The sequence below is a fragment of the Helicobacter sp. 23-1045 genome (assembly GCF_053654655.1).
The window spans coordinates 1-19,261 of record NZ_JBSIUR010000009.1 but is presented as its reverse complement, the minus strand read 5'-3'; the positions used below and the strand labels follow the sequence as shown (position 1 = coordinate 19,261).

Annotated in this window: 25 protein-coding genes and 1 pseudogene; 15 read left to right on the top strand and 11 right to left on the bottom strand. The window is 42.7% G+C overall.

Annotated features, from left to right (window positions below):
- The first annotated feature begins 2 nt into the window (after positions 1 to 2).
- From ACWIUE_RS09075 to ACWIUE_RS09065, 3 genes are read left to right on the top strand one after another with little or no spacing between them, the layout of a single operon-like run.
- Positions 3 to 149, top strand: coding sequence for a hypothetical protein (locus ACWIUE_RS09075; RefSeq protein WP_454136416.1), 147 nt, complete (start codon positions 3 to 5; stop codon positions 147 to 149).
- A 5-nt stretch (positions 150 to 154) separates the two neighbouring features.
- Positions 155 to 670, top strand: a complete 516-nt coding sequence (locus tag ACWIUE_RS09070; protein ID WP_454136415.1) for a tetratricopeptide repeat protein — start codon at positions 155 to 157, stop codon at positions 668 to 670.
- Positions 671 to 691: 21 nt separating this feature from the next.
- A complete protein-coding gene (locus ACWIUE_RS09065; RefSeq protein ID WP_454136414.1) occupies positions 692 to 853 on the top strand; it encodes a hypothetical protein in 162 nt (53 codons plus the stop codon).
- Here ACWIUE_RS09065 and ACWIUE_RS09060 read toward each other — a convergent pair.
- The 3 genes and pseudogenes from ACWIUE_RS09060 to secG all read right to left on the bottom strand — a co-directional run.
- Complete coding sequence (locus ACWIUE_RS09060; RefSeq protein WP_454136413.1) at positions 795 to 986, bottom strand: hypothetical protein; 192 nt, start codon at positions 984 to 986, stop codon at positions 795 to 797. The genes ACWIUE_RS09065 and ACWIUE_RS09060 overlap by 59 nt on opposite strands.
- A 23-nt stretch (positions 987 to 1,009) precedes the next feature.
- Positions 1,010 to 1,567 carry a ribosome recycling factor gene (frr, locus tag ACWIUE_RS09055; protein ID WP_454136412.1) on the bottom strand — a complete coding sequence of 186 codons (558 nt, stop codon included), beginning with the start codon at positions 1,565 to 1,567 and terminating at the stop codon, positions 1,010 to 1,012.
- Positions 1,568 to 1,635: 68 nt separating this feature from the next.
- A pseudogene (secG, locus tag ACWIUE_RS09050) lies at positions 1,636 to 1,914 on the bottom strand (preprotein translocase subunit SecG); the annotation flags it as partial.
- 282 nt (positions 1,915 to 2,196) lie between these two features.
- Here secG and ACWIUE_RS09045 point away from each other — a divergent pair.
- The 3 genes from ACWIUE_RS09045 to ACWIUE_RS09035 are packed head-to-tail and all read left to right on the top strand — an operon-like array spanning position 2,197 to position 5,903.
- A complete protein-coding gene (locus ACWIUE_RS09045; RefSeq protein WP_454136411.1) occupies positions 2,197 to 3,204 on the top strand; it encodes a Fe(3+) ABC transporter substrate-binding protein in 1,008 nt (335 codons plus the stop codon).
- A 54-nt stretch (positions 3,205 to 3,258) separates the two neighbouring features.
- A complete protein-coding gene (locus ACWIUE_RS09040) occupies positions 3,259 to 4,842 on the top strand; it encodes an ABC transporter permease (RefSeq protein WP_454136410.1) in 1,584 nt (527 codons plus the stop codon).
- Entirely contained in the window at positions 4,839 to 5,903 is a 1,065-nt protein-coding gene (locus tag ACWIUE_RS09035) for an ABC transporter ATP-binding protein (RefSeq protein WP_454136409.1), read from the top strand. The genes ACWIUE_RS09040 and ACWIUE_RS09035 overlap by 4 nt, the downstream gene beginning before the upstream one ends.
- A gap of 149 nt (positions 5,904 to 6,052) precedes the next feature.
- Here the strand turns inward: ACWIUE_RS09035 and ACWIUE_RS09030 are convergent, their stop codons facing one another.
- Entirely contained in the window at positions 6,053 to 6,592 is a 540-nt protein-coding gene (locus ACWIUE_RS09030) for a DJ-1 family glyoxalase III (RefSeq protein ID WP_454136408.1), read from the bottom strand.
- 274 nt (positions 6,593 to 6,866) lie between these two features.
- Between ACWIUE_RS09030 and ACWIUE_RS09025 the strand changes: the two genes are divergently transcribed.
- From ACWIUE_RS09025 to ACWIUE_RS09015, 3 genes are read left to right on the top strand one after another with little or no spacing between them, the layout of a single operon-like run.
- Positions 6,867 to 7,157, top strand: a complete 291-nt coding sequence (locus ACWIUE_RS09025) for a hypothetical protein (RefSeq protein ID WP_454136407.1) — start codon at positions 6,867 to 6,869, stop codon at positions 7,155 to 7,157.
- Positions 7,150 to 7,509 (top strand): hypothetical protein, encoded by a 360-nt coding sequence (locus tag ACWIUE_RS09020; RefSeq protein WP_454136406.1) that lies wholly within the window; start codon positions 7,150 to 7,152, stop codon positions 7,507 to 7,509. The genes ACWIUE_RS09025 and ACWIUE_RS09020 overlap by 8 nt, the downstream gene beginning before the upstream one ends.
- Positions 7,510 to 7,511: 2 nt before the next feature.
- Positions 7,512 to 8,300, top strand: coding sequence for an outer membrane beta-barrel protein (locus ACWIUE_RS09015; protein ID WP_454136405.1), 789 nt, complete (start codon positions 7,512 to 7,514; stop codon positions 8,298 to 8,300).
- Here the strand turns inward: ACWIUE_RS09015 and ACWIUE_RS09010 are convergent.
- From ACWIUE_RS09010 to hemL, 5 genes are read right to left on the bottom strand one after another with little or no spacing between them, the layout of a single operon-like run.
- Entirely contained in the window at positions 8,297 to 9,286 is a 990-nt protein-coding gene (locus ACWIUE_RS09010) for a hypothetical protein (protein WP_454136404.1), read from the bottom strand. The genes ACWIUE_RS09015 and ACWIUE_RS09010 overlap by 4 nt on opposite strands.
- Entirely contained in the window at positions 9,280 to 10,464 is a 1,185-nt protein-coding gene (locus tag ACWIUE_RS09005) for an MFS transporter (protein ID WP_454136403.1), read from the bottom strand. Before ACWIUE_RS09005 ends, ACWIUE_RS09010 begins: the two co-directional genes overlap by 7 nt.
- 37 nt (positions 10,465 to 10,501) lie before the next feature.
- Positions 10,502 to 11,518: an AtpZ/AtpI family protein gene (locus ACWIUE_RS09000; protein WP_454136402.1), complete on the bottom strand. Its 1,017-nt coding sequence runs from the start codon at positions 11,516 to 11,518 to the stop codon at positions 10,502 to 10,504.
- Between the two features lie 15 nt (positions 11,519 to 11,533).
- Positions 11,534 to 11,734 (bottom strand): hypothetical protein, encoded by a 201-nt coding sequence (locus tag ACWIUE_RS08995; RefSeq protein WP_454136401.1) that lies wholly within the window; start codon positions 11,732 to 11,734, stop codon positions 11,534 to 11,536.
- Positions 11,727 to 13,034, bottom strand: coding sequence for a glutamate-1-semialdehyde 2,1-aminomutase (hemL, locus tag ACWIUE_RS08990; protein WP_454136400.1), 1,308 nt, complete (start codon positions 13,032 to 13,034; stop codon positions 11,727 to 11,729). Before hemL ends, ACWIUE_RS08995 begins: the two co-directional genes overlap by 8 nt.
- 170 nt (positions 13,035 to 13,204) lie before the next feature.
- Here hemL and ACWIUE_RS08985 point away from each other — a divergent pair, with 170 nt between their 5' ends.
- From ACWIUE_RS08985 to ACWIUE_RS08970, 4 genes are read left to right on the top strand one after another with little or no spacing between them, the layout of a single operon-like run.
- On the top strand, positions 13,205 to 14,386 hold the full coding sequence (locus tag ACWIUE_RS08985; protein ID WP_454136399.1) for a NifS family cysteine desulfurase: 1,182 nt from the start codon (positions 13,205 to 13,207) through the stop codon (positions 14,384 to 14,386).
- A 12-nt stretch (positions 14,387 to 14,398) separates the two neighbouring features.
- Positions 14,399 to 15,379, top strand: coding sequence for an iron-sulfur cluster assembly scaffold protein (locus ACWIUE_RS08980; RefSeq protein WP_454136398.1), 981 nt, complete (start codon positions 14,399 to 14,401; stop codon positions 15,377 to 15,379).
- A gap of 56 nt (positions 15,380 to 15,435) precedes the next feature.
- Positions 15,436 to 15,564 (top strand): hypothetical protein, encoded by a 129-nt coding sequence (locus ACWIUE_RS08975; RefSeq protein ID WP_454136397.1) that lies wholly within the window; start codon positions 15,436 to 15,438, stop codon positions 15,562 to 15,564.
- A gap of 37 nt (positions 15,565 to 15,601) precedes the next feature.
- On the top strand, positions 15,602 to 15,775 hold the full coding sequence (locus tag ACWIUE_RS08970) for a hypothetical protein (RefSeq protein WP_454136396.1): 174 nt from the start codon (positions 15,602 to 15,604) through the stop codon (positions 15,773 to 15,775).
- Here ACWIUE_RS08970 and ACWIUE_RS08965 read toward each other — a convergent pair.
- A complete protein-coding gene (locus ACWIUE_RS08965) occupies positions 15,706 to 15,975 on the bottom strand; it encodes a hypothetical protein (protein ID WP_454136395.1) in 270 nt (89 codons plus the stop codon). The two genes, ACWIUE_RS08970 and ACWIUE_RS08965, sit on opposite strands and share 70 nt — an antisense overlap.
- Here ACWIUE_RS08965 and ACWIUE_RS08960 point away from each other — a divergent pair.
- Together ACWIUE_RS08960 and ACWIUE_RS08955 are read left to right on the top strand one after the other, a co-directional pair.
- Positions 15,960 to 18,779 carry an FAD-binding and (Fe-S)-binding domain-containing protein gene (locus ACWIUE_RS08960; protein ID WP_454136394.1) on the top strand — a complete coding sequence of 940 codons (2,820 nt, stop codon included), beginning with the start codon at positions 15,960 to 15,962 and terminating at the stop codon, positions 18,777 to 18,779. The two genes, ACWIUE_RS08965 and ACWIUE_RS08960, sit on opposite strands and share 16 nt — an antisense overlap.
- Positions 18,780 to 18,796: 17 nt before the next feature.
- A complete protein-coding gene (locus tag ACWIUE_RS08955; RefSeq protein ID WP_454136393.1) occupies positions 18,797 to 18,955 on the top strand; it encodes a hypothetical protein in 159 nt (52 codons plus the stop codon).
- Here the strand turns inward: ACWIUE_RS08955 and ACWIUE_RS08950 are convergent.
- The gene (locus ACWIUE_RS08950) at positions 18,935 to 19,120 is read right to left on the bottom strand and encodes a hypothetical protein (RefSeq protein ID WP_454136392.1); all 186 of its coding nucleotides are present in this window, start codon (positions 19,118 to 19,120) and stop codon (positions 18,935 to 18,937) included. The genes ACWIUE_RS08955 and ACWIUE_RS08950 overlap by 21 nt on opposite strands.
- Positions 19,121 to 19,261 lie beyond the last annotated feature (141 nt).

Sequence of the window (19,261 nt, the reverse complement as noted above, 5' to 3'; positions counted from 1 at the left end):
AAATGAAAAAGATAATTTACGCCATTGTGGCGATAATGTGTAGTGTGTGCAGTGCGAATGAAATTTGTGGTGATAAGACTTTAAGTGATTGTATAAGTCATTTTGACAAGCAATGCAAAGCTAAAAATTATAGTGCTTGTGGGCTGTAGGAAGTTTGCTTAGTGAGCAAGGACGGTTTGGCGAAACGAAAAAATATCTTGAAATGGTATGTGATAAATCAAATAGCAAAGATAGCTATCAAATAGAGCGAATCGATGGTAGTTTAGGTCCGAAAATGCCTATTATTATAGAAATGCAAATCGCTTGTAGTGCTGTAGCAAACTTATATTACGAAGGATTAGGCGTTAGGCAGGATTATAGCAAGGCATTACAATATAGGAAAAAGGCTTGTGGTTTAGGTAGTGCAGGTGCTTGTAGTGGTGCTGGGTTTTTATATTATGTTGGCGAAGGCACAAAAAAGGATTACAAACTAGCGAAAAAATATTTTGAAAAAGCCTGTAAAATGCAATATGGCGGTGGTTGCAATTTATTGGCTGCAATGTATATGAGTGGCGAAGGTGTCCCAGCAAATTTCTCCAAAGCAAAAGAGCTATTTGGCAAAGCCTGTGATTTTGGGGAACAGGCTGGTTGTGATGCTTATAAAAATCTAAATAAATTAGGCGTGAAATAGGCTGTTTGTGATTCGCTATATTTGGATTGCTTCGCCTTGCTATCGCAAGGACTCGCAATGACGGAGTGGGTGGATTGCCACGACTTGCCTTTGGCAAGTCTCGCAATGACGGAGTTTTTAATTTTTAGATTCTGCGATTCGCATAAAAAAACGCAGAATCTCGCAATGACGGATTATTTTTGAGATTCTTCGCTCGTTTCACTTGCTTAGAATGACAATATAAATTAGATTCTGCGAATCTCACAAAATTCGCAAAATCTAGCGTAAAAATGCAGAATATAGCGCAGAATCGCAGAATCTCCACAAAATAACGCAAAATCTAGCACAGAATCGCAGAATCTAAACTTTTAAAATCTCTTCTTCTTTATGCTTTACCATTTCGTCAGTCTTTTTCACAAACTCATCGGTGATTTTTTGCACTTCATTTTGTCCCGCTCTGCTCTCATCTTCGGTGATATTTTTGTCTTTTTCTAATTTTTTAATCGCATTGTTTGAATCTTGGCGGATATTGCGAAGCGCGATTTTGGTTTTTTCGCCCATCGATTTTGCCTCTTTGGCGATTTGCTCTCTTTGCTCTTTTGTCATTGGGGGGAAAAATAGTTTCACACTCTCGCTGTCGCTATTTGGATTTACTCCGATATTTGCCTCTGCGATGGCGCGTTCGGTGTCTTTCAATAGATTTTTATCCCACGGCGTTACGATTATCGTGGTGGCATCTTGCGCAATCACCGAGCCAATTTGATTTAGCGGTGTGGGAGTGCCATAATAATCCACGCGAATATTATCCAAAATGCTGATAGACACCTTGCCACTGCGAAGCGTGGAAAAGTCGCGTTTTAGGGCGTCAATGCTCTTTTGCATACTCTCTTTTGTGTGATTATAGACTTCATTTAGCATCATTTATCCTTTTTGCCAAAGGGCGAATCGCCCACATTTGGCGCATCAAACTCTAATTTTTTGGGTTCAGGCGCACTTTGTGGCACTTCGATTTTTTTGTTATCAAAGACGGATTTGCTCGTTTCTTTATTGTAAAAATACCCTAGCGCGATGGTGTTTATGATGAAAACTAGCCCCGCAATCATCGTAAATTTCGCTAAAAATCCAGCCGGACCTTTCGCGCCAAAAAGGCTCTCATTGCTCCCGCTATACACGCCAAGCCCGATACTTGAACTTTTCTGCAAAAGGACTGCGATTGTGATGATGATTGATAGTAGAATCTGCACCGCTAAAAGAATGCTTGTCATTGCGTAACTCCGTTTGTTTTATGTTGTTTTTATGGATTTTGAAAAAATAAAAGTTGCGATTGTAGCATAAAAATCTTAAAAAAATATTTATTCGAATCGATTCGCAGAATCTAGCGTGTTTTTCGCAAAATCTAGTGCGATTTCGTAGAATCTTTTTGCAGAATCTCGCACATTTTCGCAGAATCTACACAAAAAAAATACAAAAAAATGATTTTTATTCTTATTTAAGTTTTGCTTTGCTAAAATCGCGCTTTTTAAATTTAAAAATCGAAAGGACAAAAAATGAAGTTTTTTAAGATAGTTACGCTTGGCGTGGCATTTAGCGCGATTTTAGGTGCAAGTGAAGTGAATATTTATTCACATCGTCATTATGACACGGACAAGGGCATTTTCAAGGCATTCACGGACAAAACGGGCATAAAAGTCAATGTGCTTCAAGCAAAAGCAAACGAACTCGCCCAAAGGCTTGAATCTGAGGGCAAAAACAGCAAGGCAGATATTTTCATGACAGCAGACGCGGGTAATTTAGAGCAAGTGCGCGTAGCGGGGCTTTTTCAAAGCGTTACTAGCAAAACGATTGAAAATCTCTCGCCAAAAGCGTGGCGTGGCAAGAATAATGAGTGGTTTGCCATATCCAAACGCGCTAGGATTATCATTGCTTCAAAAGAGCGCGTCCCAAAGGGCAGCATTGCAAATTATGAGGATTTGACGGATAAAAAATGGAGCGAAAAAGTGCTTGTGCGAAGTTCAAGCGCGGTGTATAATATTTCGTTGCTCTCGCAAATGATTGAAACGCTTGGACGCGATGAAGCAAAGGCGTGGGCGAGTGGTATCGTCCAAAATATGGCGCGAACTCCAAAGGGTGCGGATAGAGACCAGATTCGCGCGGTGTATGCGAAAGAAGGCGATGTGGCGATTTCAAATAGCTATTATTTAGGGCATTTGCTAAATTCTAAAAATACAAATGATAAAAAGGCGGGAGAGAGCGTCTATGTGATTTTCCCAAATCAAGATGGGCGTGGCACTCACATAAATGTAAGTGGCATAGGTGTGCTTAAAAACGCGCCAAATAAGGCAAATGCAATCAAATTAGTAGAGTTTTTGCTATCCCCCGAAGCACAAAAAATGCTAACTGATGGCAACTTTGAATATCCAATAAATCCAAGTGTCGAGCCAAATGCACTTTTAAAAAGCTGGGGCGAGTTCAAAGTGCAAGAGCCGGACTTTGAGAGCTATTACAAAAATGCAAAAGAGGCGTTGAAAATCTTTGATGAAGTGGAGTGGAAGTAGTTTTGGCGGTGTGATGAAAATGCAAAGCGGTTTGAAAGCATAAGCGCAGAATCTATGAAAAATCTAAATTTTAAGTGGATTTTTCCTGCGATTATTCTCGCAGGATTCGTGCTTGTGCCGATTTTTGTAGTTATTTTTCATTTGCCATTTATTGATTTAGGGACGCTTAGTCATTTAAGCAAATTCGTGCTACCGCGCTATATTTTGGGTAGTGCGATTTTGCTTTTTGGGGTGCTAATTTGCACTTTGATTTTAGGTATTTTAAGCGCGTATTTAATCGCATTTTATGACTTTTTTGGACGCAAAATCTTTGAAGTCGCCCTTATTTTGCCACTTGCCATCCCAGCGTATATTATGGGATTTGCGTGGGTGAATCTATGCGAATTTGAGGGTGTGATACCCACGCTATTTGGGATAGATTCGCGCATTGATATTATGAATATGTTTGGCGCGATTTTGATTTTGTCTTTTTCGCTCTACCCTTACATTTATTTTTTTACCAAAAACAATTTTTCGCAGAATCTTGGCACGATAATTCGTAGCGCACAAAGTTTGAGTGGCTCATCTATGCGGATTTTTTGGAGAGTTGTTTTGCCATTTTGTCGCGTTAGCATTGTGGGGGCGAGTTTGCTAGTGCTAATGGAGACGCTAAGTGAATATGGGCTTGTGTCGTATTTTGGCGTGGATTCATTTAGTGCGGGGATTTTTCGCACTTGGCTTGGCGGTGGCGATGAAAGCAGTGGCGTTGCGCTATCGGCGGTTATGATAATTTTTGTATTTATAATTGTGGTAGCTGAATCCTATCAGCGCAAATCGCGCTCTTACGCACAAAGCGCGTTTTTGCCTACTCCACGACAAAAATTGCGTGGATTTAAAAATGCACTTGCGTTTTTTATGTGCTTTGCAGTGCTATTTTTTGCCTTTATTGTGCCATTTGCGTGGCTTTTGTATTGGGGGCTTTATGATGTGGCGCAAACCTTTCCCAAATTTACAAGCGCGATGATTTATAGCTTGGTGATGTCGTTTAGTAGCTCATTTGCAATCGTTTTAATCGCGTATTTTCTTTGCTTTGTGGTGCGACTTGGCGGTGGCAAAGTGGCAAAGGCGATTTTAGCACTCGCAAGTCTTGGATATGCAATCCCGGGCGCGGTTGTGGCGATTGGCATTTTGCTATTTTTGGGCTTTATAAATGCCAAAATTTTATCTCCGCTAAATATCGCTTACGCGCTTGGCGGGGGATTTGCGGTGCTATTTTTTGGATATTTGGTGCGATTTTTGGCATCGGGCATATTTGCGATTCAAAGCGGATTTACCAAAATCCCGCGAAATTTTGACTTTGTAGCGTTAAATCTCAAAGCCACTCCGCTTCGCATTTTTACCAAAATCCACTTCCCGCTAATCCGCACTAGCCTAGCACTCGCCTTTGTCATCGTGGCAATCGACATTTTAAAAGAGCTCCCCATCTCTACGATTTTGGCGAGTTCGGGCTATCAAACTTTGGCAGCAGCAGCCTTTGGATACAGCGACAATGAGCAAATCTATGACGCCGCCTTGCCTAGTTTGCTAATCGTGCTTTTTGCGCTAATCCCAACGCTTCTAATGCACTTTTTGCATAAAAATGATGGAGGCGCGAAATGAAAATTTTAACCATAAAAAATCTAATCAAATCTTTTGGCAAAACGCCCGTGTTGCGGGATATTAGCTTTGAAGTGGGGGATGGCGAAATCGTAGCGATTTTAGGGGAGAGTGGCTGTGGCAAAAGCACACTTTTAAGCGCGATTGCGGGATTTTTTGGCATAGATGGCGGAGAGATTTGGCTATATGGTGAAAAAGTCGCAGATTCTGCGAATTTTGCCCCGCCAAAAGAGCGCAATGTCGGCATTTTGTTTCAAGACTACGCGCTATTTCCGCATTTTAGCGTGAAGGATAATATTTTGTTTGGTATCGCGCATTTGCCAAAGGCAGAGCAAAAACAACGCTACGATGAGCTAGTGGCGATGCTTGGGCTTGAAACGCTTGGCACTCGCTATCCGCACGAGATTAGTGGCGGACAGCAACAGCGCGTGGCACTAGCGCGCTCTCTTGCCCCGCGCCCCAAAATGATTTTATTTGATGAGCCATTTTCAAATCTCAATCACACGATGAGCGCGAGAATGCGAAGCGACATAAAGGCGATTTTACGCACACACGGGCTTTCTGCGATTTTTGTGACGCACGATAGGGAGGATGCCTTTGCTTTGGCGGATAAAATCATTTTGATGGAGGGCGGTAAAATCATCGATAAAGGCACTCCAAAAGAGCTTTATGAGAACCCAAAAAGTGCGCAAAGTGCGGAGTTTTTGGGTGTGATAAATGTGATTGAAAAAAGTGCGATTGAGAATGTGAAAAATGCGAATTTTCGCAAATTTTTAGAATCAAAAAATGGACTAATTCGCCCAAAAGACTTGCGGATAGTGGATTTTGTGGGCGTGGATTCGCAAGTTTCACAAGATTTGCGAAAAACAGATTTGATAGATTCGCACAAAATGGAGCAAGATTCGCAAGATTCGCGCATTTCACACGCGATTCAAGCCGAAGTTTTGGAGAGCGTTTTTTATGGCGATTATTATGAAATCATCGTGTGCGTGGAGAATCTACGCTTTACACTGCAAACATTTTTTAAAATAGATTCAAAAGAAATAATGCTAAAATTTAATTAGATTCTGCGAATTCAGCCAAAAACGCAGAATCTGCGCTAGATTCTGCGCTTATTTTCCATCACTTGCGAGATTCTGCGTTTTTCTGTATTTTTTTCGTCATTGCGAGATTCTGCGTTCGCAATGACGACGCAGGGCAGATTCTGCGAAATCTAATCTAACAACAACTCTTTTGCGATTTTATCGCGCACCTCGCGCCCTAGCAGGTATTCCACAATCGCAAGGGCAAAAAGCGTGGCACTTGTAGGACCATTTGCGGTGATGATATTTTCATCGATAACCACGCGCTCCGCGCAATATTTCGCACTCGAACTTATCGCATTCTCACAGCTTGGGTAGCAGGTAAATTTATTTTTTAGCACACCTGCCTTGCCTAGCACGATTGGCGATGCGCAAATCGCCGACACTAGCTTCCCTTGCGCGTTTAGCTCTTGCAGTGCCTTTATCACAAAATTATCATTACAGAGATTTTGCATACCATCATAGCCACCGGCAAGGGCGATTGCGCTAAATTCGGCTAAATTTACCGCGCTCAAATCGCACTCGCTTTGCAAAATGATATTATGCGCCCCGCACACAGACTTTTCGCGCCCTGCCAAAACCACGCAAAGCCCAGAGCGGCGCAAAATATCCACAATGCTAACTAGCTCAATTTCCTCAAATCCGCGCAAAATAGGCACTAAAACTTTCATTTTCCCCCCTTAAATTTAAATGCGAAATTATGGCAAAATCACTCTTAAATCGCAGAATCTAGCGGAGATTCTGTGATTTTTCTGTCACTTGCGAGATTCTGCGTTCGCAATGACGACGCGGGGCAGATTCTGCGATTTTATTGATTTTTTTCATTAGATTCTGCGATTTTCTACAATTTTCGCAGAATCTAAAAAAATTTTATTTTTTAAGCAAAATTTAAGTTTTTGGGGGGGGTAAAATTATGCTTTTAGATTTTAGATTTAAGAAGGTTAAATGAAAGCTACGATTATATTTTTGCTAGGGATTTTATTTTTTAGTGGATGTTCTTTGCAAGAGCCTATGACGCCACAAGAAATAGATGAAAAAGCCATCGCACCACATAAGCGAATCAAACTTTTCTCCCCGCCACCAAATGGCTATGCAAGGTTGATAATGTATAGAGATAGCGTGGTTTTTGATGGTAGTAGATATGATATTTTTGTGAAATACAAGCATTATGGTTTATATGACAAGACTTTATTAAGCGATATGGTGTTCGATAGAGCATTATGTAAAATTGAGTAGTGATACTAGTTGCATTGTAAATATCAAAGCTGGACAGCCCATCGCATTAGTGGGCGAAAAGAAAGTAGGTATGGCTTCTTGGGTGATTGCTGGTGTTTTGATGTCTCCATTATTGTTAATCATAAATGCAATAGAGCACAATAGTTTAGATTATATGGCAGTTTTTACGCCCAAAAATCAGCATATTTATTGCATTAACTTTACAATGAATGATAATTTTCGTCAATTTAGAGATGGGCGCACCTGCCTAGCGGAATATAGGGCAATATATAAGTCAAAACATAGGGATGAGCAAAAAGAGTGGTTTGATGACTTGGTAGATAGTGGCGATAAACGCGCATATAAGGAATAAAGATGAAAAAAATTGCAGTGATATTTGTGGTGATTTTTGCGCTATTTGGCGATGACTTGCCCTATGATTATATTGAAGATTCTGCGCCAAAGATTACCAAAAAGAATGTAAAGCGCATAGCAAAGAAAAACGCAGAGATAAAACTAGCAAAGCAAGAAACAAGCGGATTTTTCTTGGGATTTGGCGGAACATTGGCAAATCCAAGCGCGACTAGTGAATATAGCAGGAAAATTAGAGTATATTCTGCTCTTATGCATAGTTATTGGGGAGCAAACTATGTTTATACATTGTGGGGAACTTACTATCCTGCAAATGTCGATGGCGGATTTGAAGCGTTGCTAGGATATAAGCACTTTGCAAATCCATACTTTGGAGTGCGCTCTTATTTGGATTACAATGCGCGATTTTTGGATTTATTACATTCGCATAATTTCACCGCTAACTTTGATATGCTAATAAATTTTGTGACAACCAAACCTTTAAAGGTGGGATTTGTGCTAGGATTTGGCTATGGGCTAGTGTATGAGCGCGTAAATAGCGATATTTGCAAGTATTTTAATGGTTGCAATATAATAGGCGAGACGATGCAGGGGAACTTTGGAGTGCGCTTTGTGATTTACAACAACAGCGCGATTGAAGTGCTATTTCAGCCGCGATATTCGGGTAGATTGCTTACGGAATTATACAAAAGTAGCTACGGCACATATTATGGCACATATCACTACGAGTTATTAAATGAAATTACAGAAGTCGCGATGATAGGCACTTTGCGATTTGTATATACATTTTAGTGTGTCTCTTTATGCAACTTTCGCACGGCGTAAATCGCGCTTGTGAGCGTGGATAGGGCGATGCCTAGCAAAAATGGGATTGCGAAAAATGCGCCGTTATTGATGAGTGCGATGACGCTAATCCCCAAAAATGCGTAGGATAAAAGGCGAAAAAGTCCAAATGAGATTTTTGCACCGATGAAAAATCGCTCTTTTTTGGGGAGAGATTCAGGGGTAGATTCTGCGATTTGTGCGTCAGATTCTGCGATTTTCTGCGATTTTTTTGTCATTGCGAGATTCTGCGTAGCAGAATCGTGGCAATCCATATTATTATTTTTTTGGATTGCTTCGGCACTTCGTGCCTCGCAATGACGAAGCGAAGCAGAATCTGCGAGATTTTCGCCATTTTGCCACTTTGATTCACTTGATTCTTTTCGCAAAAAGGGCTGCACCCCGCTCCCGCTCCCCCCGACTTCATTTAAATTGTGTTCCCAAAAAGCAGCCGCTTTTTCGCTTTTAGGGGGAGTGCCTCGCTTATCCGCTTCTAGCAAAAAATCGGCGGTTGCACTACTGCAACCTTGAATCCGATTTTTTGCACCACGAAGCGGGCGAGATTCGGGTGCTTCGCACGGATTTGATTTTTTTTTGGATTGCTTTGCGCGAATCTGCGATTTGCCTCGCAATGACGGATTTTTTGAATCTTTTAAATCCTCCGCAATTCTAGTATCTTGCGCGAGATTCGTGGGTTGTGCCGAAAAATTCGAGCGAGATAGAACTGATGGTTCATCGAGCGAGAATTTTTCAAACTCCCGCGAAGGTCGCGTGAGAGACGAATTGCCAATACCCAAAGACGAATTGCATTCACTTACCTTTCTCATTACCGAGCGATATGAACTCCGCACAATCATCATCGCCCCCACCCACGCCACTTCAAAACTTATCAAAAATCGCACATCAAGCACCGCCACAATCAAAGCGCACACGAGATTCGCGCATAAAATCAGCATTTTTCGCCCTTTGCAATCAGCAAATAATACGCCACCAGCGCAAAAATCGCAATCACACCGCACCCCAAAAACGCCACGCTAAAATCCCACGCCCCAATCGCAAATCCCAAAAAATATGGTCCCACCCCCGCGCCCAAGTCTATCATCATAAAATATGTCGCTGTGGCAAGTCCCAATTTGTCCTTTGGCGCGAGTTTGATGGCGAGACTTTGCGCCGATGAGACGAAGTTGCCATAGCCAAAGGCACAGCAAATCGCCCCCAAAATTAGCACGAATCCATTTTGCGCAAAAGCGATTAAAACAAGCGCAAGTGCGAGAAAAACAAGCGATGGCGCGATGATTGCATTATGCCCTTTGATATCAAAAATGCGCCCAGCAAAAGGGCGAATGAGAAGCGAAGTCACCGCATACACGATAAAAAACGCCGAGCCGGCTTCTATCAGCCCCCGCTCTTTGCAATACGCGCCAATAAAGCTCAAAATCCCGCCAAAGCAAAACGCTACCAAAAATCCCACAAACGCAATACGCAAGGCACTTGGCTCGATAAATTCAAGCAATTTTGTTTTTAGCGAGTGAGTGCGTGGCTCAAAGTGCAATGCGCCCTTTTTTAGCTCACGCACCTTCATCGCAAACACACACAAAATCGCACACGCTATAAACCCAAGCGACACGCAAAATCCCGCGTCAAACGCACTATGATTCACCAAATACACCGCCACAAAGGGCGCAATCCCACTTGCCACCACGCTACTAAGCCCATAATACCCAATGCCAACGCCCCGCTTAAAACTCGGTATCATTCGCGCTACAATCGTCCCGCACACGCTAGAACACAGCCCAAAGCTAAGTCCGTGCAAAAATCTAGTGAGATTTAGCAATGCGATATTGTGCGCGAAAAAATACAGCGCATTAAACGCAAGGGAGGCAAAAAGCCCCAAAATAAGCCACTTTTTAAGATTGAGCTTATCCAAACTTTTGCCAACGCAAAGTCTAGCCATCATCACGCCGATGACAAAAATCCCACTTGCAAACCCCGCCACCGCGCTTTTTGCGTGCAAAATATCCAACGCATAGCTTGTCGAAATGATGGTGGTTAGGTAAAAACTCGCCGATATGCAAAAATTTATCCAAATCACAGCGATGAAATAGAAATTAAAAAGATTGTATCGTTTTGTCATCAAAATCCTTTATGTGCGGTGCTGTGGCGTTTTTAAGCTATTTTTCATTTCTGTATTTTGGATTTTCTTTGATTTTTTCAAAGTCGCGCAGTTCGGCTTTATAGACTTTATAGACATTTAAAATAGCAGCGGCAATCCCCCACGCCACGCCTAAAAATAGCACCCAAAAAACGCCAAAGATTTTTTGCATTAGCACTCCCGCGCCGATGCCTAGCAAAATCGCTACGACAATGGAGATGCCAAGTGAGAGTCCATTTGCGCCTTTTATTAGGGGACGAAGTTTGGGCTGTGTGTGTTCGTCATTCTGTGCGAGTGCAACGAGCGAAGAATCTCTTTTTTGAGATATTTCGCTTCGCTCAATATGACAAAATGAAGTGCGATTCACAGAATCTGCGTCATTTTCCGTCATTGCGAGATTCTGCGAAGCAGAATCGTGGCAATCCATAGGATTGAATAAAGAAACTTCGGCTTTGCCTTGTTTTGTGAGCGAAGCGAAACAACCATCTATTTTTAGATTCTGCGATTCTGCGATAAAATCGCCGTTTTTTAGATTAGATTCGCTAGTTTTTTTTCGCAAAAAGGGCTGCACCCCCCTCCCCGCTCCCCCTACGCGCCAAAAAGCAGCCGCTTTTTCGCTTTTAGGGGGAGAGCCTCGCTTATCCGCTTCTAGCAAAAAATCGGCGGTTGCACTACTGCAACCTTGCTCCCGATTTTTTGCACCACGAAGCGGGCGAGATTTGGGTGCTTCGCACGGATTTGATTTTTTTATAGATTGCTTCGTTGCACTCGCTTCGCTTCGTGCGCCTTGCAATGACGAAATAGGGGGAGATTCTGCGTTTTGTCCCCCTTCCCTTGCGGAGGGGGTTAGGGGGTGGGTATTTTTTATTTTAGATTCTGCGTTTTCGTGCGAGATTCTGCGATTCACAGAATCTGCGTCATTTTCCGTCATTGCGAGATTTTGCGTAGCAAAATCGTGGCAATCCACATTTAGATTCTGCGTTGTTATGTAAGATTCTGCGATTTTTGTATTTTTCGCATTATTATTTTTTTGCATTTTTAACCCACCCCCTTAATCCCCCTCCGCAAGGGAGGGGGAGATTTTGAGATTCTGCGATTTTTTTGTCATTCTGAGCGAACGAAGTGAGCGAAGAATCTCTGTTTTTTGAGATATTTCGCTTCGCTCAATATGACAATTTTTTTTGGATTGCTTCGGCGAATCTATCGATTCGCCTCGCAATGACAAATCATTTGAATTGCTTCCACTATCCATTTTTTAGCTCTTCAAACACTACTTCACACGAATCTACTACCCTATCAATGACAGATTCGTCCATCGCCGTGCAAACAAAGCCTGTTTCAAATGTTGATGGCGCAAAATACACACCGCGCTCTAACATTTTTTGATGAAACTTCGCAAAAAGCAAGGTCACGCTCTTTTTGGCATCATCGAAATTTCGCACAGGCTTGTCATTAAAGAAAAAGCCAAACATACTGCCACGCACCGCAGTTTGCATTGCAAAGCCAAAGCGATTCGCCCTATCTTGCATTCCTTTTGTAAGACGCAATGCCAAACTCTCTAACCGCCCATAGATATTACTATCGCGCTTTATTTGCTTCAACACCGCTAATCCCGCCGATACAGCGATAGGATTGCCACTCAAAGTCCCCGCTTGATAAACCGCGCCTGTGGGGGATAGCATTTCCATAATGTCGCTTCGTCCGCCAAATGCCGCTAGTGGCAATCCTCCGCCGATGACTTTGCCAAAAGTCGCCAAATCGGGCGTTACTTCATAAAATCCAAGTGAGCCTTTTAAGGACGCGCGAAATCCGCTCATCACCTCATCAAAAATTAGCACCGCGCCAAAAATATCGCAAAGCTCTCTTACACCTTTGATAAACTCCGCTTCCGCAGGGACTAGCCCCATATTTCCCGCAATCGGCTCGATTATCACGCACGCGACGCCTCTACTTCCACTTTGGCCACTTGCCTTAAAACACGCTTTTAGCGAATCCAAATCATTATATCGCGCCACAAGCGTGTGTTTGCTAAAATCCTGCGGCACACCGGGCGAACTAGGATTACCAAAAGTAGCACAGCCACTTCCCGCACTCACAAGCAATGAATCGCTATGCCCGTGATAGCAGCCATCAAACTTTATAATATCATCTCTCCCTGTAAATGCCCGTGCCAAGCGAATCGCACTCATTGTCGCCTCCGTGCCAGAGCTTACAAGGCGAATCTTTTCGATTCCATCATACACTTCGATAATCTCTTTGGCGAGTTTTGTCTCCATCGTAGTGGGCGCACCATAGCCCACGCCACGCTCTAATGCCTCTCTTATTGCTTCAAGTGTCGCGCTATCTTTATGCCCTAAAATAAGCGGTCCCCAGCTCTGCACGAAATCGACATATTTGTTATTGTCCTCATCGATGAGATAGCAACCATTCGCGCTTTTTATCATTCGTGGATTCCCGCCCACAGAGCTAAATGCGCGGACAGGCGAATTTACGCCCCCTGCAATCACTGCCTTTGCTTCGTTGAAGTCGTTTATGGAGTTTAAAATATTCATTTTACGCCTTTGAATCAAAAAAATTTTAGTAATTATACTACTTTAAAGCGTGTAAAATATACAAATTTTATGAAATTTTGTGTAATTTTTCTTGCTTTTTTTGCAAAATTTCATATAATGCCAAACTTTTTAAACGATAATTTTTATCAAATTTGACAAATATAAAGGAAATGAAATTGAAGGAAGTTTATTTAGATAACAATGCCACGACAATGGTGGATAGCGCGGTTTTTAGCGCGATGAGTGATTATTTTTGCAAACATTATGGCAATCCAAATTCACTTCACAAAATCGGCACGGACACGCATAAGCCTTTGCGCGAAGCATTTGATAAGATTTATGACGCAATAGGCGCAGATTCGAGCGATGATGTCATAATCACTTCGTGTGCTACGGAGTCAAATAATTGGGTGCTAAAAGGCGTGTATTTTAATGAATTGCTAAAAAATAATGGCAAATTAGGCGATAAAAATCATATCATCACCACACAAGTAGAGCACCCCGCGATTAGCTCAACTTGCGCGTTTTTGGAGGAATTAGGCGTGAAAATCACCTATATTCCTGTAAATAGCAAGGCTGGGATTGACGCTTCTGCCGTGCGTGATGCGATTACGCCACAAACTATGCTAGTTAGCGTAATGTGGGCAAATAACGAAACAGGCGTGATTTTCCCCGTGCAAGAAATCGGGGCGATTTGCAAAGAAATGGGCGTTTTATTCCACACGGACGCCGTTCAAGCGATTGGCAAGATTCCTGTAAATGTGCGCGAATCAAATGTAGATTTTTTGAGTTTTAGCGCACATAAATTTCACGGACCAAAGGGCATTGGCGGACTTTATATTCGCGCTGGATTGGAGCTGATACCACTTTTTCACGGCGGAGAGCAAATGCAAGGCAAACGCAGTGGGACGCTAAATGTGCCTTATATCATCGGTATGGGCGAAGCGTTTGCGCTTGCAAAGGCGCATTTGGATTTTGAAGCTGACAAAGTGCGACAAATGCGCGACAAACTTGAAAGCGCGCTTTTAGCGCACGATGATGTGCTGATAATTGGGCGCGATTCGCCCCGTGTGCCAAATACGATTTTGGCAAGTATTCGAGGCATTGAGGGCGAGGCAATGCTTTGGGATTTAAACAAAGCTGGGATTTGCGCATCTACGGGCAGTGCGTGTGCAAGTGAGGATTTGGAGGCAAATCCTGTGATGAGTGCCATCGGCGCGGACAAAGAGTTAGCGCACACGGCGATTCGATTATCCTTATCGCGATTCACAACCGAATCTGATATTGATTATGCCATTGGCGTGATAGATTCGGCGATTAAGCGACTTCGCAATATTTCAAGTTCATATTAAAAGGAAAAAGTTATGGGAAAAGATAATTTATTAGGCGGTTCATTGTGGGAGGCGTATTCTAAAAAAGTCCAAGAGCGAATGGACAATCCCACGCATTTGGGCGTTATCACACAAGAGGACGCAGACAAAAAAGGCGCGAAACTAATCGTAGCAGACTATGGCGCGGAGGCTTGTGGCGATGCGGTGCGACTATATTGGCTGGTTGATTCAAATGACACGATAATCGATGCGAAATTCAAAAGTTTTGGCTGTGGGACGGCGATTGCAAGTAGTGATATGATGGTAGAGCTTTGCCTAAATAAAAAAGTCCAAGACGCCGTAAAAATCACAAATATCGATGTCGAAAAGGCGTTAAGAGATGAGCCAAACACTCCCGCAGTGCCCGGACAAAAAATGCACTGCTCTGTAATGGCTTACGATGTGATTAAAAAGGCAGCGGGGCTTTATTTGGGCAAAAGCGCGGAGGATTTTGAAGATGAAATCATCGTGTGCGAATGTGCGCGGGTTAGCCTATCTACGATAAAAGATGTGATACGCCTAAATGATTTGAAATCCGTTGAGGAAATCACGCAATACACCAAAGCAGGGGCGTTTTGCAAGTCTTGTATAAAGCCGGGAGGACACGAAAAAAGAGAGTATTATTTGGTGGATATTTTGCGTGATGTCCGCGCTGAAATGGAGGCTGAAAAGCTAAAAGCAAACGCCACAAAGTCAAGCGCAGGGACGCTAGAATTTAAAGATATGACAATGGTGCAAAAGGTAAAGGCGATTGATAAAATCATTGATGAAAATATCCGCCCTATGCTTATGATGGATGGCGGAAATATGGAAATCATCGACATTAAGGAAACTAGCGATAATTTTATCGATGTGTATATCCGCTATTTGGGCGCGTGTAGTGGCTGTGCGAGTGGCTCTAGCGGCACACTTTTTGCAATCGAATCGATTTTGCAAGAAAATTTGGCAGAAAATATAAGAGTGCTACCGATTTAAGATTTTGCGAGATTTATTTTAAGATTCTGCGAAAAATGCGCTAGATTCTGCGAATTTTGGCGAGATTCTGCGTTTTTATTTTAAGATTCTGCGAATCGCAGAATCTGCCCTCACTTATTTCGTCATTGCGAGAAGTCGCACTTTGGGCGACTTCGTGGCAATCTATAAATCAGTTTTATGGATAGCTTTGGCAAATCAAAATTTGCCTCGTGATAACGGACAATGGCGAGATTCTGCGTTTTTATTTTAAGATTCTGCGAAAAACGCGCTAGATTCTGCGTTTTTATTTTAGATTCTGCGAATCGCAGAATCTTAACACCACAAAATCACAAAAATCCACATTTAGATTCTGCGAATCGCAGAATCCACCCCAAAAAATCATCATTTTTGTTATAATCTTTCACTTTTGAGGGAGATTCTGCGAATCTTTGGAGATTCTGCGATTTTTTAGCGAGATTCTGCAAATTTTTGGCGAGATTCTGCAAATTTTTGGCGAGATTCTGCAAATTTTTGGCGAGATTCTGCGAATTTTGCAGAATCTGTAAAATTGGGAGATTTTTATAATTTTTGGAGGTAGGAAATGAGTGCAAAACCAAATTACACACACTTCATAAGCAAGGCAAAATCAATCTGCATTGGGCGCGTTTGGGATTCGCGCTTAATGCGATACGCACTAGGCGTTGATGCGAGCTGTTATAGCTATGTGCCAAAAGTCGTCATTCGCGCAAATAGCGAAGACGAAATCATCGCACTTTTGGCATTAGCGCGAAAATACCACACGCCTATCACTTTTCGCGCCGCAGGGACTTCATTAAGCGGACAATGCAGTAGCGATTCTGTGCTTGTTATCGCAAATGAGGGTTTTAAAAGCATTAAAGTTAATGGCAATGTCATCGAATGTGGCTGTGGCGTGATTGGCTGCGAGGCAAATGCGGCGTTAGCGAAGTTTGGCAAAAAGATTGGACCAGACCCAGCGACTATCACAACCGCACTAATTGGCGGGATTTTTAATAACAATTCAAGCGGAATGTGCTGTGGCGTGGAGCAAAATAGCTACAACACCATTCATTCTGTTCGTGCGGTGCTAACAGACGGCACTATCATCGATACAAGCGATAAAAATAGCGTTGAATCTTTTTGTAAAACCCACGCACACATTGTAGAATCTCTGCAAAAACTCCGCGCCGAAATTTTAGCCGACAAAGAGCTAACCGCACTCATCGCGCGAAAATACAAAATCAAAAACACCACAGGATACAGCATAAACGCCCTAGCAGATTTTAGCGACATTGCGGACATTTTAAATCACATTTTAATCGGCAGCGAGGGGACTTTGGCATTCATTAGCAAGGTGCGCTACAACGCCGTGATTGACGCGAAATTTAAAGCGTGTGGATTGCTATTTTTTGCGGATTTGAGTGAGGCGAGTAAGGCGGTTGTCGCACTATCCAAACTTGGGCGAGACAAAGTTGTGAGCGCGGAAATGATGGATTATGCCTGTCTTATGGCGGTTAAAGATAGCGAAGGGATACCTAGCATAGTCAAAGAGTGCAAAGAGGGCTATTCGTGCATTTTATTTCAAAGCGAATCACAAGAGATTTCAACGCTAGAATCAAATCTAGTCGCCATAAAAGCGGAGTTAGAATCCATCAAAATGCCATTTGCGCCGTTGTATTCAAAGGATTCGCGTGAGTATGATGCGTGGTGGAAGATTCGCAAGGGAATCTTGCCTATTGTCGCAGGGACGCGCCCCAAAGGGACTACGATTATCACCGAAGATGTGTGCTTTGAGATTGATAAATTTACCGATGGCGTGGCGTGGTTGCAAGAGTTGTTTAAGAAATATGGCTTTGATGGCGTGATTTTTGGACACGCGTTAGCGGGGAATCTGCATTTTAATATCACGCCCGATTTAAAGGACAAAAAGCAATATGAAAATTTTGCCGCGCTTGTGGAGGAAATGAGTAGCAAAGTCGCGCTAATGGGCGGTAGTGCCAAAGCAGAGCACGGCACAGGGCGAATGGTCGCGCCATTTGTGGAAATCGAGTGGGGCAAAAAGGCTTACGCAATCAATGTGGCGATAAAAAATGCCTTTGATGGGACGCGACTTTTGAATCCAGATGTCATAATCAGCGATGATGCGACAATTTTTAAGAAAAATCTCAAATCCGCGCCCAAAAATCTGCTCAACCTGCCCGAAAATAGTGAGATGATAAATCGCTGTATGGAGTGCGGATTTTGCGAGAAAAACTGCCCATCGCGTGAGATTGCGCTAACACCGCGCCAGCGAATCGCAGTGCTACGCGAAATCACACGACTTTTAGAGGATGGCAAAAAGTATGAGGCAGATGCACTTTTGAGCGAATATGAATACTTTGGCGATGAAACTTGCGCGGGGTGCTCATCGTGCCTTGCACTTTGTCCGCTTGGGATTGATACCGCAAATGTCGCCTTTGAGTTGCGAAAAGCTATGAGTGGCAAAACGCAGAAATTCGCGCAAAAAATCTATGATAATTTTAGTGCGATTTTGGGTGTGGCGCGTGGGGGACTGCGAATCTACCGCTTGGCAAGTGTGATAATTAGTGAATTTTGGATTAGTAAAATCACAGGCACATTACATAAATTAAGCGCAAATCTGCCCTTTACTCCGCCATTTATGCCCCGCGCAAATGCTTATAATCTCACAAATAAGGGCGAAAATCTGCCTGAAAAAGTCGTGTATTTCACTTCTTGCACGAATCGCATTTTTGCCCCAAATGCCAAACAACGCGACAAACGCCCTTTGCAAGAAGTGGTGGAGAGCATTTGTGCGAAGGCAAAAATTGGCATAATTTATCCGCACAAAATCAAGCAAATGTGCTGTGGCAAGTCGTTTGAGGATTATGAGAGCATAAAGGCGCAAAATATGGCATTTTTAGAATCTGAGCTAGAAAAGGCGACTTGTGGCGGGAAATATGCGATTTTAACAGACCATTCGAGTTGTTTTTACTCTACGATTACGCAGTTTGGGGATAGATATAAAGTGTATGACATTAGCGAATTTATTTTAAGCATAAGCGACAAACTTGCGTGGTGCAAGGTGGATTCGCCACTTTTGGTGCATAGACTTTGTTTGCTAAAAAAGATGGGCAAGGATAGCGCGATAATAGAAGTGGCAAAGCTATGCAGCGATGATGTGCGCGTGGTAAAAAGCTTTGAGTGTTGCGGATTTGCGGGTAAAAAGGGCTTTTTCACGCCAGAGCTCAACAAGTCTAGCACGGCGCATTTGGCAGATGAGAGCGCGACAAATATCATCGGTGTGAGTTCAAGTAGCACTTGTGAGATAGGACTTTGCGCGTATGGTGAGAGTAAATTTCAAAGCGTGGCGTATTTAGTAGATAAAGCGACTAGCGCGAAATAGGTGCGCTCAATTCGTCTTTGGGTGCATCTTTCGCACTTGTGAAAATTTTGGGGATTTCGCAGACTCCAAGTCTAGTCTCACACCCAAAAAATTTTAAAACTACAAAACTTCCACCGCAAAATACTAGAATTGTTTTTAAAGGCAAAAAAACGCCGTCATTGCGAGAAAATGCGTAGCATTTTCGTGGCAATCCAAATCAAATTGTCATTCTGAGCGAGTGAAACGAGCGAAGAATCTAAAAAAATCGTCATTGCGAGGCGCACGAAGCGAGGAGAGTGCAACGAAGCAATCCAAGATTCTGCGATTTCGCAGAATCTAAAATATTTTCTGCTACAATTCATCTTTTATTTTTGAAAATAAGGATGTGAAAATGAAAGAGTTGATTAAAAAAAGTTTGATTTTTAAGGTGCTAAATCCCTTGCGCTTGGCGATTCTGCGAATGTGGGAGAAGCGATTAAGCGATGAGGAATACTTCAAAAAAC

Coding starts and splice junctions, on each gene's coding strand:
- hemL (WP_454136400.1), bottom strand. CDS start 13,034: ATGAATATTTTAAACTCCATAAACGACTTCAACGAAGCAAAGGCAGTG.
- ACWIUE_RS09040 (WP_454136410.1), top strand. CDS start 3,259: ATGAAAAATCTAAATTTTAAGTGGATTTTTCCTGCGATTATTCTCGCA.
- ACWIUE_RS08950 (WP_454136392.1), bottom strand. CDS start 19,120: ATGAATTGTAGCAGAAAATATTTTAGATTCTGCGAAATCGCAGAATCT.
- ACWIUE_RS09025 (WP_454136407.1), top strand. CDS start 6,867: ATGAAAGCTACGATTATATTTTTGCTAGGGATTTTATTTTTTAGTGGA.
- ACWIUE_RS09035 (WP_454136409.1), top strand. CDS start 4,839: ATGAAAATTTTAACCATAAAAAATCTAATCAAATCTTTTGGCAAAACG.
- ACWIUE_RS08985 (WP_454136399.1), top strand. CDS start 13,205: ATGAAATTGAAGGAAGTTTATTTAGATAACAATGCCACGACAATGGTG.
- ACWIUE_RS08960 (WP_454136394.1), top strand. CDS start 15,960: ATGAGTGCAAAACCAAATTACACACACTTCATAAGCAAGGCAAAATCA.
- ACWIUE_RS09030 (WP_454136408.1), bottom strand. CDS start 6,592: ATGAAAGTTTTAGTGCCTATTTTGCGCGGATTTGAGGAAATTGAGCTA.
- ACWIUE_RS08970 (WP_454136396.1), top strand. CDS start 15,602: ATGGCGAGATTCTGCGTTTTTATTTTAAGATTCTGCGAAAAACGCGCT.
- ACWIUE_RS09045 (WP_454136411.1), top strand. CDS start 2,197: ATGAAGTTTTTTAAGATAGTTACGCTTGGCGTGGCATTTAGCGCGATT.
- ACWIUE_RS08980 (WP_454136398.1), top strand. CDS start 14,399: ATGGGAAAAGATAATTTATTAGGCGGTTCATTGTGGGAGGCGTATTCT.
- ACWIUE_RS09015 (WP_454136405.1), top strand. CDS start 7,512: ATGAAAAAAATTGCAGTGATATTTGTGGTGATTTTTGCGCTATTTGGC.
- ACWIUE_RS09000 (WP_454136402.1), bottom strand. CDS start 11,518: ATGCAAAAAAATAATAATGCGAAAAATACAAAAATCGCAGAATCTTAC.
- ACWIUE_RS09010 (WP_454136404.1), bottom strand. CDS start 9,286: ATGCTGATTTTATGCGCGAATCTCGTGTGCGCTTTGATTGTGGCGGTG.
- ACWIUE_RS09075 (WP_454136416.1), top strand. CDS start 3: ATGAAAAAGATAATTTACGCCATTGTGGCGATAATGTGTAGTGTGTGC.
- frr (WP_454136412.1), bottom strand. CDS start 1,567: ATGCTAAATGAAGTCTATAATCACACAAAAGAGAGTATGCAAAAGAGC.
- ACWIUE_RS08995 (WP_454136401.1), bottom strand. CDS start 11,734: ATGGATAGTGGAAGCAATTCAAATGATTTGTCATTGCGAGGCGAATCG.
- ACWIUE_RS09005 (WP_454136403.1), bottom strand. CDS start 10,464: ATGACAAAACGATACAATCTTTTTAATTTCTATTTCATCGCTGTGATT.